Below are 14,424 nucleotides of genomic sequence, written 5' to 3' on the forward strand. Positions count from 1 at the left end.
GTCGACCACCGCCGTCCGCAGGCCGCGGAAGCCGGCGTAGTACGCGGCGTACAGGCCCGCCGGGCCGGCCCCGACGACGAGCAGGTCGACCTCGACGCGGCGGCCGTCGCCGGCCGCGGTCCCCGGCGGCGAGGTGTCGGTCGCGGTCGTCACGGGGTTCCTCCAGGGGTGGCGAGGTTGTCGGAGCGGGCCGCGCCGCTGAGCCGGTCGAGGGCCAGCTCGCGGACGCGGAAGCGCTGCAGCTTGCCGGTCGCGGTGGTCGGCAGCTCGTCGAACACCAGCACGTGGCGGGGGCGCTTGAACGCGGCGAGCCCCTCGCGGCAGAAGGTCACGAGGTCCTCCTCCGCCGTCGTCTCGCCGGGCATCAGGACCACGCAGGCGACCGGCTTGTCCAGCCCGTCGGCGTCGGGCAGCGACACCACGACCACCTGGCTGACCGCCGGGTGCTGGCGCAGCCGCTCCTCGACCTCGGTGGGGGAGACCCAGATCCCGCCGGCCTTGATGATGTCGTCGGTGCGGCCCAGCGAGGAGTAGTAGCCGTCCGCGCTGCGCACGTAGGTGTCGCCGGTGCGCACCCACGGCCCCTGGAAGACCCGCCGGGTGACCTCCGTCCGCTGCCAGTAGCCGGTCGCCGCCGAGGTGCCGCGGACGTAGAGGTGGCCGGGTGTGCCGTCGGGCACCGGGGCGCCCTCGTCGTCGACGATCTTGGCCTCGTAGCCGGCGACGACCTCGCCGGTCGAGCCGGCGCGGGTCCGCCCGGGCCGGCCGCTGATGAAGATGTGCAGCATCTCGGTCGAGCCGATGCCGTCGAGCATCTCGACGCCGAACGTGCCGGTGAACCGCTCGAACAGCGCCGCGGGGAACGCCTCGCCGGCCGAGACGCACGCCCGGACGCTGCTGAACGCGTCGGCGGGCAGGCCCGCGGCCAGCAGGGCGGCGTAGTACGTCGGGCCGCCGAAGAACAGGGTCGGCCGGTGCTCCTGCAGCACCCGCAGCGTGCTCGCCGGGCTGGGCCGGGCCCGGTCCAGGACCGTGCCGGCCCCGACGGAGAACGGGAACGTCATCGTGTTGCCCAGCCCGTAGGCGAAGAAGAACTTGGCCACCGAGAAGGTGACGTCGTCCGGGCCGATGGCCAGCACGTCCCGGGCGTAGGTCTCGGCGGTGTCCCGCAGCGACCCGTGCCGGTGCATCGCGCCCTTCGGCGTGCCGGTCGTGCCGGAGGTGTAGAGCCAGAAGGCCGGCGAGTCGGCGATCGTCGGGTACGGCGTGGCCGCCCGGTCGAGGTCGTCGGCGCCCGCGGCGACGAAGGACTCCCACGAGCGCACCCGGGCGCCCTCGACCTCCGGCAGCTCCGGGGCGTCGAACACGACGACGTCGGCGAGGTCGCGCAGGCCGCCGAGGGCCGGTGCCAGCGCGGTGAACTCCGAGCTGAGCGCGACCAGCCGGGCGCGGCTGTCCTGGGCGAGCACGGCGATGTCCTTGGGCTTGAGCATCGTGCTCACCGGCACCGGGACGGCACCGATGCGCAGGCCGGCCAGGAAGGCGGTGAGCAGCTCCGGGGTGTCGCCCATGCAGAGCAGCAGCCGCTCCTCGGGGCGCACACCGGAGGCGAGCAGGGCGGCGGCGAAGCGGGTGACCGCGTCGTCGAGCTCGCCGTAGGTGAGGGTGCGCACGCCGCCGTCGAGGTCGATCGCGGTGATCGCCCGCCGCCCCGGGTCGGTGCGGGCGTGCCGGGTGACCAGCCACTCGGCGGCGTTGAACGGCTCTGGGCCGGCCGGCGCCGCGGACGGGAGCGGGAGGTCGGGTGGGGCGGTGTCGAGGGTGGCCACGCTGCTCAGCCCTTCTGCGAGGGAGCGGGGTCGCCGGGGAACGGGAACCGTTCCCCGGCGACCCCGGCGAGATCAGAAGCGGACGTAGTCGTACTCGACCGGCAGCGAGTTGATGCCGACCGACGGGGGCGCGATCCATCCGGCGAACTCACCGGGCTCGTAGTGCGGCACCATCAGCTCGGCGACGCGGGCGCGGTCCTCGGCCGTCGGCAGGTGGTCGCCCACCGCCTTCTCCCAGGTGGCCTCGTCGACGATCTCGCCGGTGGGTGTGATGTGGTGCCCGGCGAACGCGCCGACCTTGCGGTTGAAGCCCTGGTGCGGGAGGTACAGGCGCTCCTCGAGGCCGGCCTCCTCCAGCTCCTGGTTCCACCGCTTGACGCCGTTCTCGCAGTCGGCGGCGTACTCGTTGCGCAGGTCGAGGTTGAGCGCGGTGAGCATCGGCACGGTGCGGGTGGCCAGCTTCCCGCCCTCGACCACCGGGACCTCCATGGTGAGGTCGTGCAGCAGGTGGTCGTCCTTGCGGCGGGTCTCCATCCACCGGCCCTTGAGCCCGGAGGTGTAGTACGCGGCCACGTTGGACGAGGTCTCCGAGCCGAAGAGGTCCATGGAGACGGAGAACTGGAAGTTCAGGTACTTCTGGATCACCGAGAGCGGGATGCCGCCGTACTGCCAGATGTCGTCGGTGCCGTGCTCCTTCATCAGCTGCGCGGTCCGCTGGACGGTGCGCTGCACGCCCGTCGTCCCGACGAACATGTGGTGCGCCTCCTCCTTGAGCATGAACTCGCAGGTGCGCGCCAGCGGGTCGAAGCCGCTCTCCTTCAGCGTCCCGAGCTGGTACTTGCCGTCCCGGTCGGTGAAGTAGGTGAACATGAAGAACGACAGCCAGTCGGTCGTCTCCTCGTTGAAGGCGCCGAGGATGCGCGGGGAGTCGAAGTCGCCGGAGTTGCGCTTGAGCAGCTGCTCGGCCTCCTCGCGCCCGTCCTTCCCGAAGTAGGCGTGCAGCAGGTAGACCATCGCCCACAGGTGCCGGCCCTCCTCCACGTTGACCTGGAAGAGGTTGCGCATGTCGTACAGCGAGGGCGCGGTCATGCCCAGGTGCCGCTGCTGCTCGACCGAGGCGGGCTCGGTGTCGCCCTGGATGACGATGAGCCGGCGCAGGTCCGACCGGTGCTCGCCGGGCACCTCCTGCCAGGCCGGCTCGCCCTTCTTGTCGCCGAAGTTCACCTTCCGGTCCGGGTCGCGCTCGGCCAGGAAGATGCCCCAGCGGTACTCCTCCATCGGCACCCGGTCGAAGTGCGCCCAGCCGTCCCGGCCGACGGCGATGGCGGTGCGCAGGTAGACGTCGTGGGTCGGGATGGACGGGCCGAGGTTCTTCCACCAGTCGATGAACTTGGGCTGCCAGCCCTCCAGGGCGCGCTGCAGCTTGCGGTCGCCGGCCAGGTTGACGTTGTTGGGGATCTTCTCGCTGTAGTCGATCGTCGACGTCGGGCCGGTCGGCGTGGGGGCCTCGCCGGTGACGGTGCCGTTCGTGGGGCTGCTCTCCGTGGTGGTCATGCGCTCAGACCCGCTTCCTGTCGTAGTCCGCCCGCTTGCCGGTGCCGTACCGGCGCAGCGCTCCTTCGGGGCCAGCGGCGTTGGGCCGCTGGAAGATCCAGTTCTGCCAGGCGGTGAGCCGGCCGAAGACCTTCGTCTCGGGGGTCTCGCGACCGGCGAAGCGGAGGTTGGCCTCCATGCCGGTCAGCGCGTCGGGGGAGAAGCTGGCCCGCTCCTCGACGACCAGGCGGACCTCGTCCTCCCAGTCGATGTCGTCGGGCGTGCTGGTGACCAGGCCCAGCTCGAGGGCGTCGGCGGCGGCGAGGTCCCGGCCGACGGCGGCCTCCGCGGCGGCCAGCTCGTCGGCGCTGCCCAGGAACCGGACCTGCAGCCGGGACAGGCCGTTGCCCATGGGCAGCAGGCCGGTGTTGAACTCGTCCAGCCGGATCACCGCGGCCGGCTTCGGGTCGTCGTCGTCCTCGAACTGGCCCTCGAGCATGAACTGCCGGTCGGCCGCGAAGGCGATCTCGGCCAACGCGCCGACGAAGCAGGAGCCGGGCTCGATGAGTGCGAACAGGCTGCGCGAGGTGGTGTCCAGCCGCTTCACCGTGCGGCGGTAGAAGCCGATCGTCTCGTTGACCAGCCAGTGCGCGCGGTTGGCCAGCAGGAACTCGTCGTAGGCCGCCACGGTCGCCGGGTCGCCCTCGGTGCGCAGCAGCCAGGTGCCGATCGCCAGCTCGTTGGTGCGCAGCCGCAGGATCGCGTCGTCCAGCTCGCGGGTGGCGGCCAGCAGCCAGGCGGCGTCGCCCTGCTGCTGCAGCTCCTCGACGCTGCCGGGCACCGCCGCCGGGCCGAGCACGGTGATCGTCGCGGTGCCGGAGCTGCGGTCCAGGACGACGCGGACGTGCTCGTAGCGGGTGGTGTCGCCGTCGGTCTCGCGGCGCAGCGGGGTGAGCTGCACGCCGCCGGCGCCGGCGCCGGGGCGGTTGGAGCCGGCGGCCAGCTCGGCGGCCCGCCGGGCGACCTCGCCGGGGAGGTCGCGGGCCTTGACGCTGGCGTCGACCAGGCGCCACTGCACGGCCTTCTCGCCGCGGATGCCCTCGGCGGTGGTGGAGAAGACGTCGGCGAGGTCGCGCCGGACGCCGCGCTTGTCGACCACGCGGGTCAGGCCGCCGGTGCCGGGGAGGACGCCGAGCAGCGGCACCTCGGGCAGCGACACGGCCGAGGAGTTGTCGTCGACCAGCACGATCTGGTCGCAGGCGAGGGCGAGCTCGTAGCCGCCACCGGCGGCGGTGCCGTTGACCGCGGCGATGAACGACAGGCCGGAGTGGGCGCTGGCGTCCTCGAACCCGTTGCGGGTCTCGTTGGTGAACTTGCAGAAGTTCACCTTCCAGCTGTGCGGCGAGGCGGCCAGCATCTTGATGTTGGCGCCGGCGCAGAACATCCGCTCCTTGCCGCTGGTGACGACGACCGCCTTCACCTCGGGGTGCTCGAAGCGGATCCGCTGGACCGCGTCGTGCAGCTCGATGTCGACGCCGAGGTCGTAGCTGTTCATCTTCAGCTCGTAGCCGGGGACGATGCCGCCGTCCTCGGCCACGTCGAGGGTCAGCGTGGCGATCTCGCCGTCCACCGACAGCGTCCAGTGCTTGTAGGCCTCCGGGGAGGTGTCGAAGGAGACCTCGGTGGTCGCGGCCGGCTCGGCGACAGGGGCGGGGCCCTCGGGCGTGGTCTCCGAGCGGTCTTCGAGGGTGGTCACGGTGCCTCCAGGGGAGTTGCCGGCGCGTGGGGACGTGGCGCTCGCCACCCATCCTGACGTGCTACACGACAATGCGCAAGCGGTGGATGATCTGTAGATGTCTTCGCCGGGCGGCGCCCGGGTGCCAGGCTGGGGACCCCGGGAGGAGACGGAGCGGCGCGATGACCACGACGGGCACGGGCACGGACCGGTGGCGCTGGGTGGCGGACCCCGACCCGCACTGGGACGCGGACCGGGAGCGGGTCTTCGCCTCGGTCCCCGAGGGCGTGTTCCCCACCGCCCCCGGGCGTCCTGGCGAGCGACTGGCGGCCGACTGGTGGCGGGTCGAGGACGGCGACCGGGTGCTGGCCTACGGCTGGCTCGACGACGTCTGGGGCGACGCGGAGATCCTCCTCGCCGTGGAGGCGGGCGCCCGGGGGACCGGCGTGGGCGCGTTCACACTGACCCGGCTGGAGGAGGAGGCGGCGGAGCGCGGGCTGAACTACGTGGTCAATGTGGTGCGGGACACACACCCGGAGCGGGACGCGGTGACGGCCTGGTTCCTCGCGCACGGCTTCCGCGCCGACGACGAGGGCCGGCTGCGCAAGCGGGTCGCCGTCCGGTCCGGCGACACCGGCCAGCGCCAGGCCGGCCGGCCCGGGGCGGGGCCGCCCGCGCCGCCGGACGAGGCACGGCAGGCGCGCTACACCGCGGAGCGGGACCGGGCGGCCGCCCGCCCGCACGCCGACGACCCGCCGGCCACCGGCGGCGACCTGGGGCCGGGGCGGGAGGAGAGCGGGGGCTACGTCGACCCCGAGCACCACCGCTACTGACCCCGCTCCGGGAGGGCAGAAATGGCCATTTCTGCCCTCCCGGACGACTCAGGCGACGCCGAGGAGGGCGTGGGCCACCGAGCTGTCGCGGCGGAACTCGAGGGTGGGGGAGCGGTGCACGACCCGCCCCTTGTCCATCACCGCGATCTCGTCGGCGACGGCGAAGGCGAGGTGCAGGTCCTGCTCCACCACGACCAGCGTCGTCCCCTCGGCCTTCATCCCGGCGATCGCCTCGCCGATGAGGTCGACGACGGCCGGGGCCAGCCCGTCGGAGGGCTCGTCCATGAGCACCAGCCGGGGGTTGGTGAGCAGCGCGCGGGCGATCGCCAGCATCTGCTGCTCGCCGCCGGAGAGCTGGCCGGCCGCGTGCCGGCGGCGCTCGCCGAGGCGGGGGAGCAGCTCCAGCACCCGGGGGACGTCCCACGGCCCGCGCCCCCGGCCGCGCCGCGCGGCGAGGTCCAGGTGCTCGGTCACGGTGAGCGGCGCCCACACCCGCCGGCCCTGCGGCACGATCGCCACGCCGGCCCGGGCGACGACGTCCGGACGGCGGCCGGTCAGGTCGGCCCCGCCCAGGTGCACCGTCCCGCCCGACGGCGTCACCAGGCCCATGAGCGTGTGCACGAGGGTGGTCTTGCCGACGCCGTTGCGGCCGAGCAGCCCGAGCACCCGGCCGTCGGCGACGTCGAGGTCGACGCCCTGCAGGACGGTGCTGCGCTTGTAGCCGGACCGCAGCCCGCGCACCTCGAGCACTCAGCTCACCTCCAGCCGGGCCGGGCCCGTTCCGTCGAGGAACAGCGCCTCCCGGCCGGTGCCGAGGTAGGCCTCCTGCACCGCGGCGCTGCCGCGCACCTCGTCCGGGCTGCCGGTGAGCAGCACCCGGCCCAGGTGGAGCACCGTGACCGAGGTGGCCAGGGCGAAGACGACGTCCAGGTCGTGCTCGACGATCACCAGCGTCACCGACTCCGGCAGCTGCTTGAGCAGGCCGACCAGGCGCGCGCTCTCCGCCGGCGACATCCCGGCCGCCGGCTCGTCGAGCAGCAGCAGGGTCGGCTCGCAGGCGAGCGCCACCGCGACCTCCAGCTGCCGCCGCTCGCCGTGGGAGAGCGCGGCGACCGGGGTGGTGGCGCGCTCGGCGAGCCCGACGTCGGCGAGCAGCCCCCGGGCCCGCTCGCGGGCCGCGGCCTGCCGGCGGGGGACCAGCGAGTGCCGGCTGCGGTGCTGCCGCTGCGCGGCCAGCAGCACGTTCTGCTCCACGGTCTGGCTGAGGAACAGGCTGGAGTGCTGCAGGGTCTGGCTGATCCCGCGCCGGGCGCGCTGCGGCTCGGACAGCCGCGTGATGTCGTCCCCGGCCAGCGCGACCGTGCCGGCGGAGACCGGCATCGACCCGGTGACCAGCTTGAACAGCGTGCTCTTGCCGGCGCCGTTGGGGCCGATGAGGGCGTGCCGCGCGCCGGCCGGCACCTCGAGCGTGACGTCGTCCACCGCCTTGAGCGCGCCGAACGAGCGGCTCACGCCGGACAGGGACAGCAGGGGTGCGCTCATGACGAACCCTCCCGGGGGCGCCGCCGGCCGGGTGCACCGCGGCGGAGGCCCGCCAGGCCGGCCACGCCCCGGGGCAGCAGGTAGACCGCGACGACGAAGACCAGGCCCAGCAGCAGCGGACCGTGCCCGTCGAGGGTCGGCCCGAAGGTGTCCCGGACGAGGACGACGACCGCCGCGCCGAGCGCCGGCCCCCAGAGCGAGCCCGCGCCGCCGAGGACGACGGCCAGCAGCAGGAGCGCGCTGGTCGTGAAGCCGGTGTCGCTGGGGTTGACGATCCGGACCAGCCCGGCGAACAGGCCCCCGGCCAGCCCGGCGAAACCGCCGGCGATGGCGAAGGCCAGGTACTTGTAGCGGAACGGCGAGTACCCCAGCGAGCGCATCCGCGCCTCGTTGTCCCGGATGCCCCGCAGCACGCTGCCGAACGGCGAGGCGGCCACCAGCCACAGGCACAGGGCGCCCAGGACGACGACCGCGAGGACGAACCAGTACACGTACCCGGCCAGCGTGAGCGGCGTGCCGGCGATCCGCACCGAGGGGATCCCGAACAGGCCGTTGGAGCCGCCGGTCACCGACGACAGCGACTGGGCCAGCTGGTGCACCAGCTCGCCGATCGCCAGGGTGAGCATGAGGAAGAAGACCCCGCCGCTGCGCACCGCCAGCCAGCCGGTCGCGGCGGCCGCCACCGCGCCGGCGACCGCGGCCGCCAGCACGGTGACCACGCCCTCGGCGGTCCAGTGGATCGCCACGAGGCCCGCGGTGTAGGCGCCGATGCCGAACCAGGCGGCGTGCCCGAGGGAGGGCAGCCCGGTGAGGCCGACCAGCAGGTCCAGGCTCATGGCGAACAGTGCGAAGACGAGCATCCGCGAGACGGTGTTCGTGCCGAAGGGGTCGACGAACAGCGGCACCGCGGCGAGCACCGCCAGCAGGGCCAGGCCGAGGACGACGGCCAGTGGCCGGTTGCGGCGCCGCGGCGGGGCCTCCGCGGTCATGGCGCCGTCGGCGGTGCTGACGACGGGCGGGCTCTCCACGCTCATCAGTGGGCCACCTTCCCGGCGAAGAGTCCACGGGGCCGGACGATCAGCACCAGCGCGAGCGTGCCGAACAGGATGAACGAGGCGAGGTCGGGCAGCAGCGCGCGGCCCAGCGACTCGACCTGGCCGATGACCAGCGCGCCGATGAGCGCCCCGCGGATGGAGCCCAGGCCGCCGATCACGATGACCACCAGAGCCAGCAGGAGGATCGTCTCGTCCAGCCCGGGGCGGGCGCCGTAGACCGGGGCCGCCAGCACGCCGGCGACGGTGGCGAGCATCGAGCCGATGCCCAGGACGGCGACCTTCACCTTGCGGTTGTCGATGCCCATCGCCGAGACCATCTCCCGGTCGGCGACGCTGGCCCGCACCAGGGCGCCGACCGAGGTCCGCTCCACGACCAGCCAGACGACCAGCGCCAGCAGCAGGCCGATCCCGATGAGGAGCAGCCGGTAGGTCGGGTAGGCGTCGCCGGCGACGTCCACGCTCCCGTCCAGGCCCGGGGGCGGCGAGACCGAGCGGACGTCGTTGCCGTACACGATCGAGAGCACCTCGGCGACGATCAGTGAGATGCCGAGGGTGAGCAGGGCCTGGTCGAGGATCGGCCGCCGGGCCAGCGGCTCGGTCATCCCCGACAGGACCCCGCCGGCGAGCAGCCCGACGAGCGCGGCGACGGCGAGGGCGGTGAGGAACCCGCCCCAGGACTCCCCGGCGACGAAGGTGACCGCCAGGTAGGAGCCGACGAGGAAGAACGCGCCGTGGGCGAGGTTCAGCACGTCCATCATCCCGAAGACGATGGACAGCCCGACGGCGAGGACGAACAGCAGCGCGCCGATGGCGAAGCCGTTGAGGATGCTGACGAGGTTCGCGTCGAACCAGCCGAGCATGGATCGGCTCCTCTCCTCCTGTTCCCGAGGGGTCAGGGCTGGGGGAAGACGCCGAGCTCCTCGACGACGGAGTTGACCAGCGTGCCGCCCTCGTCGACGACCTCGCGCAGGTAGACGGCCTGCTCCGGCGTCTGGTTCGTGAAGGTCCACGGGCCGCGCGGGCTGTCGTCGATCTCGCCGAGCCCGCCGAGCGCCTCGCTCAGCGGCTCGCCGCCGGTGTCGCCGGCCGCCTCCAGCGCCCGGGCCAGGACGTTGGCCGCGTCGTAGGCCTGCACCGCGTACGTCGTCGGCAGCTCGTCGTAGGCCGCCTGGTAGGCCTCCACGAACTCGGTGTTGGCCTCGTTGTCGATCTCGGTCGAGTAGTGCAGCGTCGTCCGGACGCCGACCGCCGCGGGGCCCTGCGCGTCGAGCACACTGCCCTCGGTGAGGAAGCCGGAGCCGTAGAGCGGGATGGTGTCCTTGAGGCCGAAGTCCGCGTACTGCTGGACGAAGCTGACCGCCTCGCCGCCGGCGTAGAACACGAACGTGGCCGCGGCGCCGGAGGACTGGATGCCGGACAGGAACGGCTGGAAGTCCTGCGTGGTGCCGAACGGCGTCAGCGCCTGGCCGGCGATCGTGCCGCCGCCGGCGGTGTAGGCGGCGGTGAAGCCCGCGACGACCTCCTGGCCGGCCGCGTAGTCCGGGGCCATCACGTAGACCGGGCCGATGCCCTCCGCGGCCAGGTGCTCGCCCATGGCGGCGGCGATCTGGGCGTTGGTGAACGACGAGCGCCAGACGTAGGGGCTGGCGGCGTCCTTGGTGATCGCCTCCGCGCCGGCGTTGGCGACGATGAGCGGGATCTGCGCCTCGGTCACCTGCTCGGCGACGCCGAGAGCGGTGGCGGAGTTGACGATGCCGACCAGCGCGTCGACGTCGCCCTCGGTGAGCAGCCGCTGCACGGCGGGGACGCCGGTGTCGGGGCCCTCGCCCTCGTCGGCGGTCACCGTCTCGACGGTGAAGCCGCCCATCTCGCCGCCGTTCTGCTCCAGCCACAGGTCCCAGCCCTGCTGCATGTCCTCGCCCAGCGGGGTGTAGACGCCGGCCTGCGGGATGACCAGGCCGACGCGGACCGGGCCGCCCCCCTCCCCGCCGCCTCCGCCGTCCCCGCCCTCGTCCCCGCCGAGGCTGCCGCCGCCGCACGCGGTCATGGCCAGGGTGAGGACGCCGGCGCCGAGGCCGCCGAGCAGTCGCCGTCCGGTCAGGTGATGCAGCACGGGCACACTCCGGGGGTCGCGACGTGCTACACCCGCACGCCTGATGACACAGAACCTTGTAGTGTCCGGTCTGACTGTGTCAAGGGTCACAGTCCGGTTCCGGCCGAGATGGTGTCGTTCCGTGACCTGGGCGTCGTCCCGGGCGTGGAGCGTGGACCGGTCGACACGGGGTGTCACGATGAGGAGCGTGGAGGTCGTCGAGGGACCGTTCGTCACCCGCCGGCAGGAGCTGGGGGCCGCCAGCGCGCGCAGCCTGCTGCTCACCGTGCTCGGCGAGTTCGTGCTGCCCAGCGCCCGCCCGGTCTGGACGGCGAGCCTCATCGACCTGCTCGCCGACCTCGACGTCGCCGAGAAGGCCGCGCGGCAGGCGATCATGCGCACCGCCGACAGCGGGTGGATCGAGGCCAGCCGGATCGGCCGGGAGACCCGCTGGTCGCTGACCGCGGCGGGCACCCGGCTGCTGCGGGAGGGCACCGACCGCATCTACGGCTTCGCCGCCGACGACCGCCGGTGGGACGGCCGCTGGCTGGTGCTGTCGGTCGGCGTCCCGGAGAACAACCGTGCCCTGCGGCAGCGGCTGCGCACCCAGCTGGGCTGGGCCGGCCTCGGGTCGCTGGACGCCGGGACGTGGGTCACCCCGCGCGTCGACCGCGAGCAGGAGGCCCGTCGGGTGCTCGACGAGCTGGGCCTGGCGGCCGGCAGCTGGTCGTTCGTCGCGACCTCCGGGGTGATCGGGGACGAGCGTTCCCTGGCCCGCACCGCCTGGGACCTCGACGCCATCGAGCGCGGCTACGAGGACTTCCTCGAGCTGGTCAGCCGGCGCCGCCCCCGCACCGACCGCCAGGCGCTGGTCGCGCAGGTCCGGCTCGTGCAGGAGTGGCGGCGCTTCCCGCTGCTCGACCCCGGGCTTCCCCGCGAGCTGCTCCCGCCGCGCTGGAGCGGCGCGCGGGCGGCGGAGGTCTTCCGCGAGCGGCACGCCTCGTGGGCGCCGCGGGCGCAGCAGGCCTGGGCCGAGCTCAGCCGCGACCGCTGACCCGTCTCAGGCCGGCACCGGGTGCCGCTCGAGCCAGGCCCGCCCGGCGTCGGTGAGCACCCGCATGTCCCGCTCGGCCAGCAGCAGCGGGGGGTCCTGGCGGTACAGCCCGGCCACCAGGTGGCTGTCGGGCGCCAGCTGGCGGGCGATCTGGTGCGCCTCCAGCTTGTGCATCCGGCCGCCGGGCGCGTCGGCGAACCGGCGCAGCAGCGCTGCCTGGGCCTGCTCCGGGTCGGTGCGCTCCCGTGGAGGCGCGGCGGCGGCCGGCTCCTCGTCCAGCAGGGCGGTGATCGCCCGGGAGAAGGTCTGCACGAGGTCGCGGATGCGGTCGTCGCGGGAGGGCGCCACCGCCTCGCCGCCGGAGCCCTGCCACGTGCGCTGCGGGTGCCGGCGCAGGTACTCCTGCTCCAGTTCGAGCATGCGCTCGGTGTGCGTACGGAACTGCTCGGCGGTGCCGTGCAGGAAGACCCAGTGCCGCATCGCATGGGCGTGCACGCCCTGGCGCTCCAGCTCCTCGTCGGACAGCTCGCGCGCCGGGATGCCCTGTCGGTCGGTCATCGCCGCTCCCCTCGGTCGGTCGCTCGGTCATTGTGACTGGCCGTGGCCAGCCGCAGGATGCCGCCGGCCAGCTCGGCCGGGCGGGTGAACATCGACTCGTGGCTGCCGGGCACCTCGGTGACCGCCGCGCCGCAGCGCTCGGGGAAGCGCGGCGTCCACGCGTGCTCGCCGGGCGGCAGGGCGATGTCGTCGACGGACAGCAGGTAGTCGATCGGGACGCCGAGGTCCCGGTACGCGTTGCCGCCGACCGCCGGGTCGGTGAACGTCAGGAAGGGCTGCGGGCGCAGCACCGCGTGCACCACTGCTGCGGTCTCCGGGTCGGCGTCCTGCATGAAGCCAGCCTGGAAGACATCGAGGGGGAGAGTGAGCGTGTTGTCGCCCGACGCCGCGGCCAGCTGCCGGAACAGCTCCGCGAACTGGGGCGGCAGCTCGTCGATCAGACCCCGCCCCTCCTCGGGGACGAAGGCGCTCCAGAACACGATCCGCTTGAGCCGGCCGGCCAGCCGCGGGGCGGCGCCGGCGACGACGTAGCCGCCCCAGCTGTGGCCGACCAGGGTCACCTCGTCCAGCCCCGACCGCTCGACCGCCGCCACGAGGGCGTCGACGCAGTCGGTGAGCGTGACGCCGCCGGGGTCGTCGTCGATGCCCAGGCCGGGGCTGGTGGGCGCGGTGACCCGGTGTCCCTCGGCGCGCAGCCGGGCGGCGACCGGCTGCCACGACCATCCGCCGTGCCACGCGCCGTGCTGGAGCACGAAGTTCTCCGCCATGGGCCCGTTCCTCCTCGTCGAGGCGGGGTGCGGGCTTCCGGGGATCCGGGCCCGGGCCAATCTGTGCCACCCTGGCCGCGCCCGTCAAGGACGTGGCCACCGGTGCGGTGGCCGGGGAGGGTGCAGATGCGCATCGCGGTGGTGGGCGGCGGTCCGGGCGGCCTGTTCCTCGCCGCCCTGCTGCGCGGCGCCGACCCCTCCCGGGAGGTCACCGTCCTCGAGCGCAACCGCGCCGAGGACACCTTCGGCTTCGGGGTGGTCTTCTCCGACGCCACCCTGGCCGGCATCCACGAGGCCGACCCCGTGCTGCGGACCGCGCTGACCGAGCACGGCGTGCACTGGGACCCGATCGAGGTCCGCGTGCACGGCGAGCGGCTGCGCTGCGGCGGCAACGGCATGGCCGCGGTGGAGCGGCGCACGCTGCTGCGGCTGCTCCAGCAGGGGGCGGTCCGGGCCGGCGTCGACGTCCGGTTCTCCACCGAGGCGGACCCCGCCGAGGTGCTGGCCGCCGGCTACGACCTCGTGGTCGCCGCGGACGGCGCCAACTCGCGGGTGCGCGCCCGGTTCGCCGACCTGGTGGGCGCCTCGGTGGAGACGGCGACGGCGAAGTTCGTCTGGCTGGGGACGACGTACCCCTTCGAGGGGCTCACCTTCGTGCACGAGCGCGGCCCGCACGGGGTGTTCGCCGTCCACGGGTACCCGATCGGCACCGGGGTCTCCACGTTCATCGTGGAGACCGACGAGGCGTCGTGGCGGGCCGCGGGCCTGGACGCGTTCGACGTCACCCAGCCGCCCGGGCCCAGCGACGAGCGCACCCGCGCCTACCTGGAGGAGCTCTTCGCCGGGCAGCTGGACGGGGCGCAGCTGCTGGTCAACAACTCGCGGTGGGCCAACTTCCGCACGCTGCGCACCCGCCGGTGGACCGCCCGGGCCGGCCGCACGGCCGTCGCCCTGCTCGGCGACGCCGCGCACACCGCGCACTTCTCGGTCGGGTCCGGCACGAAGATGGCCATGGAGGACGCCGTGGCGCTGGCCGCCGCGCTCGACGAGCACGGGGACGACGTCGACGCGGCGCTGGCGGCCTACGAGGCGGCCCGCCAGCCGCAGGTGGCCAGGATCCAGGACGCCGCCCGGCCCAGCCTCTCCTGGTGGGAGCACTTCGGCCGCTCCCACGACGCCCTGCCGGCGTGGCAGTTCGCCTACCACTTCTTCACCCGCAGCCTGACCGACGCCCGGCTGCGCCGCCGCGACGACGCCTTCGTGGCGCAGGTGCACGAGCGGTGGCGGGCCGAGCACGGTGCCGAGCCCCTGGCCAGCCCGCTCGACGTGGCCGGCCGGCGGCTGCACGGGCGGGTGGTCGCGGTGGCCGACGGCGCGGTGCGGCTCCCCGGCGCGGCCCTCCCGCTGGCGCCCGGGCCGGCCGGCG

The 14,424-nt window shown here is 74.1% G+C and carries 13 protein-coding genes; 3 read left to right on the plus strand and 10 right to left on the minus strand.

Annotated features, from left to right (window positions below):
- Positions 1–149 precede the first annotated feature (149 nt).
- From MY520_RS26925 to boxC, 3 genes are all read right to left on the minus strand, one after another.
- Positions 150–1,829 carry a benzoate-CoA ligase family protein gene (locus MY520_RS26925; RefSeq protein WP_436695769.1) on the minus strand — a complete coding sequence of 560 codons (1,680 nt, stop codon included), beginning with the start codon at positions 1,827–1,829 and terminating at the stop codon, positions 150–152.
- Between the two features lie 72 nt (positions 1,830–1,901).
- Positions 1,902–3,383 carry a benzoyl-CoA 2,3-epoxidase subunit BoxB gene (boxB, locus tag MY520_RS26930; RefSeq protein WP_436695770.1) on the minus strand — a complete coding sequence of 494 codons (1,482 nt, stop codon included), beginning with the start codon at positions 3,381–3,383 and terminating at the stop codon, positions 1,902–1,904.
- Between the two features lie 4 nt (positions 3,384–3,387).
- Positions 3,388–5,118, minus strand: a complete 1,731-nt coding sequence (boxC, locus tag MY520_RS26935; protein ID WP_436695771.1) for a 2,3-epoxybenzoyl-CoA dihydrolase — start codon at positions 5,116–5,118, stop codon at positions 3,388–3,390.
- Between the two features lie 161 nt (positions 5,119–5,279).
- On the opposite strand from boxC, the gene MY520_RS26940 reads away from it, so the two are divergent.
- Positions 5,280–5,930: a GNAT family N-acetyltransferase gene (locus MY520_RS26940; protein ID WP_436695772.1), complete on the plus strand. Its 651-nt coding sequence runs from the start codon at positions 5,280–5,282 to the stop codon at positions 5,928–5,930.
- 48 nt (positions 5,931–5,978) lie between these two features.
- Here the strand turns inward: MY520_RS26940 and MY520_RS26945 are convergent, their stop codons facing one another.
- Genes MY520_RS26945 through MY520_RS26965 form a run of 5 tightly spaced genes read right to left on the minus strand, consistent with a single transcriptional unit; the run spans position 5,979 to position 10,640 of the window.
- Positions 5,979–6,680: an ABC transporter ATP-binding protein gene (locus MY520_RS26945; RefSeq protein WP_436695773.1), complete on the minus strand. Its 702-nt coding sequence runs from the start codon at positions 6,678–6,680 to the stop codon at positions 5,979–5,981.
- On the minus strand, positions 6,681–7,472 hold the full coding sequence (locus tag MY520_RS26950) for an ABC transporter ATP-binding protein (protein ID WP_436695774.1): 792 nt from the start codon (positions 7,470–7,472) through the stop codon (positions 6,681–6,683).
- The gene (locus MY520_RS26955) at positions 7,469–8,506 is read right to left on the minus strand and encodes a branched-chain amino acid ABC transporter permease (protein WP_436695775.1); all 1,038 of its coding nucleotides are present in this window, start codon (positions 8,504–8,506) and stop codon (positions 7,469–7,471) included. The genes MY520_RS26950 and MY520_RS26955 overlap by 4 nt, the downstream gene beginning before the upstream one ends.
- Positions 8,506–9,387 (minus strand): branched-chain amino acid ABC transporter permease, encoded by an 882-nt coding sequence (locus MY520_RS26960; RefSeq protein WP_436695776.1) that lies wholly within the window; start codon positions 9,385–9,387, stop codon positions 8,506–8,508. The genes MY520_RS26955 and MY520_RS26960 overlap by 1 nt, the downstream gene beginning before the upstream one ends.
- A 32-nt stretch (positions 9,388–9,419) precedes the next feature.
- Positions 9,420–10,640: an ABC transporter substrate-binding protein gene (locus MY520_RS26965; RefSeq protein ID WP_436695777.1), complete on the minus strand. Its 1,221-nt coding sequence runs from the start codon at positions 10,638–10,640 to the stop codon at positions 9,420–9,422.
- A 178-nt stretch (positions 10,641–10,818) separates the two neighbouring features.
- On the opposite strand from MY520_RS26965, the gene MY520_RS26970 reads away from it, so the two are divergent.
- The gene (locus tag MY520_RS26970) at positions 10,819–11,673 is read left to right on the plus strand and encodes a PaaX family transcriptional regulator (RefSeq protein WP_436695778.1); all 855 of its coding nucleotides are present in this window, start codon (positions 10,819–10,821) and stop codon (positions 11,671–11,673) included.
- Positions 11,674–11,679: 6 nt separating this feature from the next.
- On the opposite strand, the gene MY520_RS26975 is transcribed toward MY520_RS26970, so the two are convergent.
- Together MY520_RS26975 and MY520_RS26980 are read right to left on the minus strand one after the other, a co-directional pair.
- Positions 11,680–12,231, minus strand: a complete 552-nt coding sequence (locus tag MY520_RS26975) for a DUF6158 family protein (RefSeq protein WP_436695779.1) — start codon at positions 12,229–12,231, stop codon at positions 11,680–11,682.
- Positions 12,228–12,998, minus strand: a complete 771-nt coding sequence (locus MY520_RS26980) for an alpha/beta fold hydrolase (protein WP_436695780.1) — start codon at positions 12,996–12,998, stop codon at positions 12,228–12,230. The genes MY520_RS26975 and MY520_RS26980 overlap by 4 nt, the downstream gene beginning before the upstream one ends.
- A gap of 126 nt (positions 12,999–13,124) precedes the next feature.
- Between MY520_RS26980 and MY520_RS26985 the strand changes: the two genes are divergently transcribed.
- A partial coding sequence (locus MY520_RS26985; RefSeq protein ID WP_436695781.1) for an FAD-dependent monooxygenase occupies positions 13,125–14,424 on the plus strand: 1,300 nt, incomplete at its 3' end.

The sequence above is a fragment of the Geodermatophilus sp. CPCC 205506 genome (assembly GCF_051383635.1).
GTDB lineage: Bacteria > Actinomycetota > Actinomycetes > Mycobacteriales > Geodermatophilaceae > Geodermatophilus.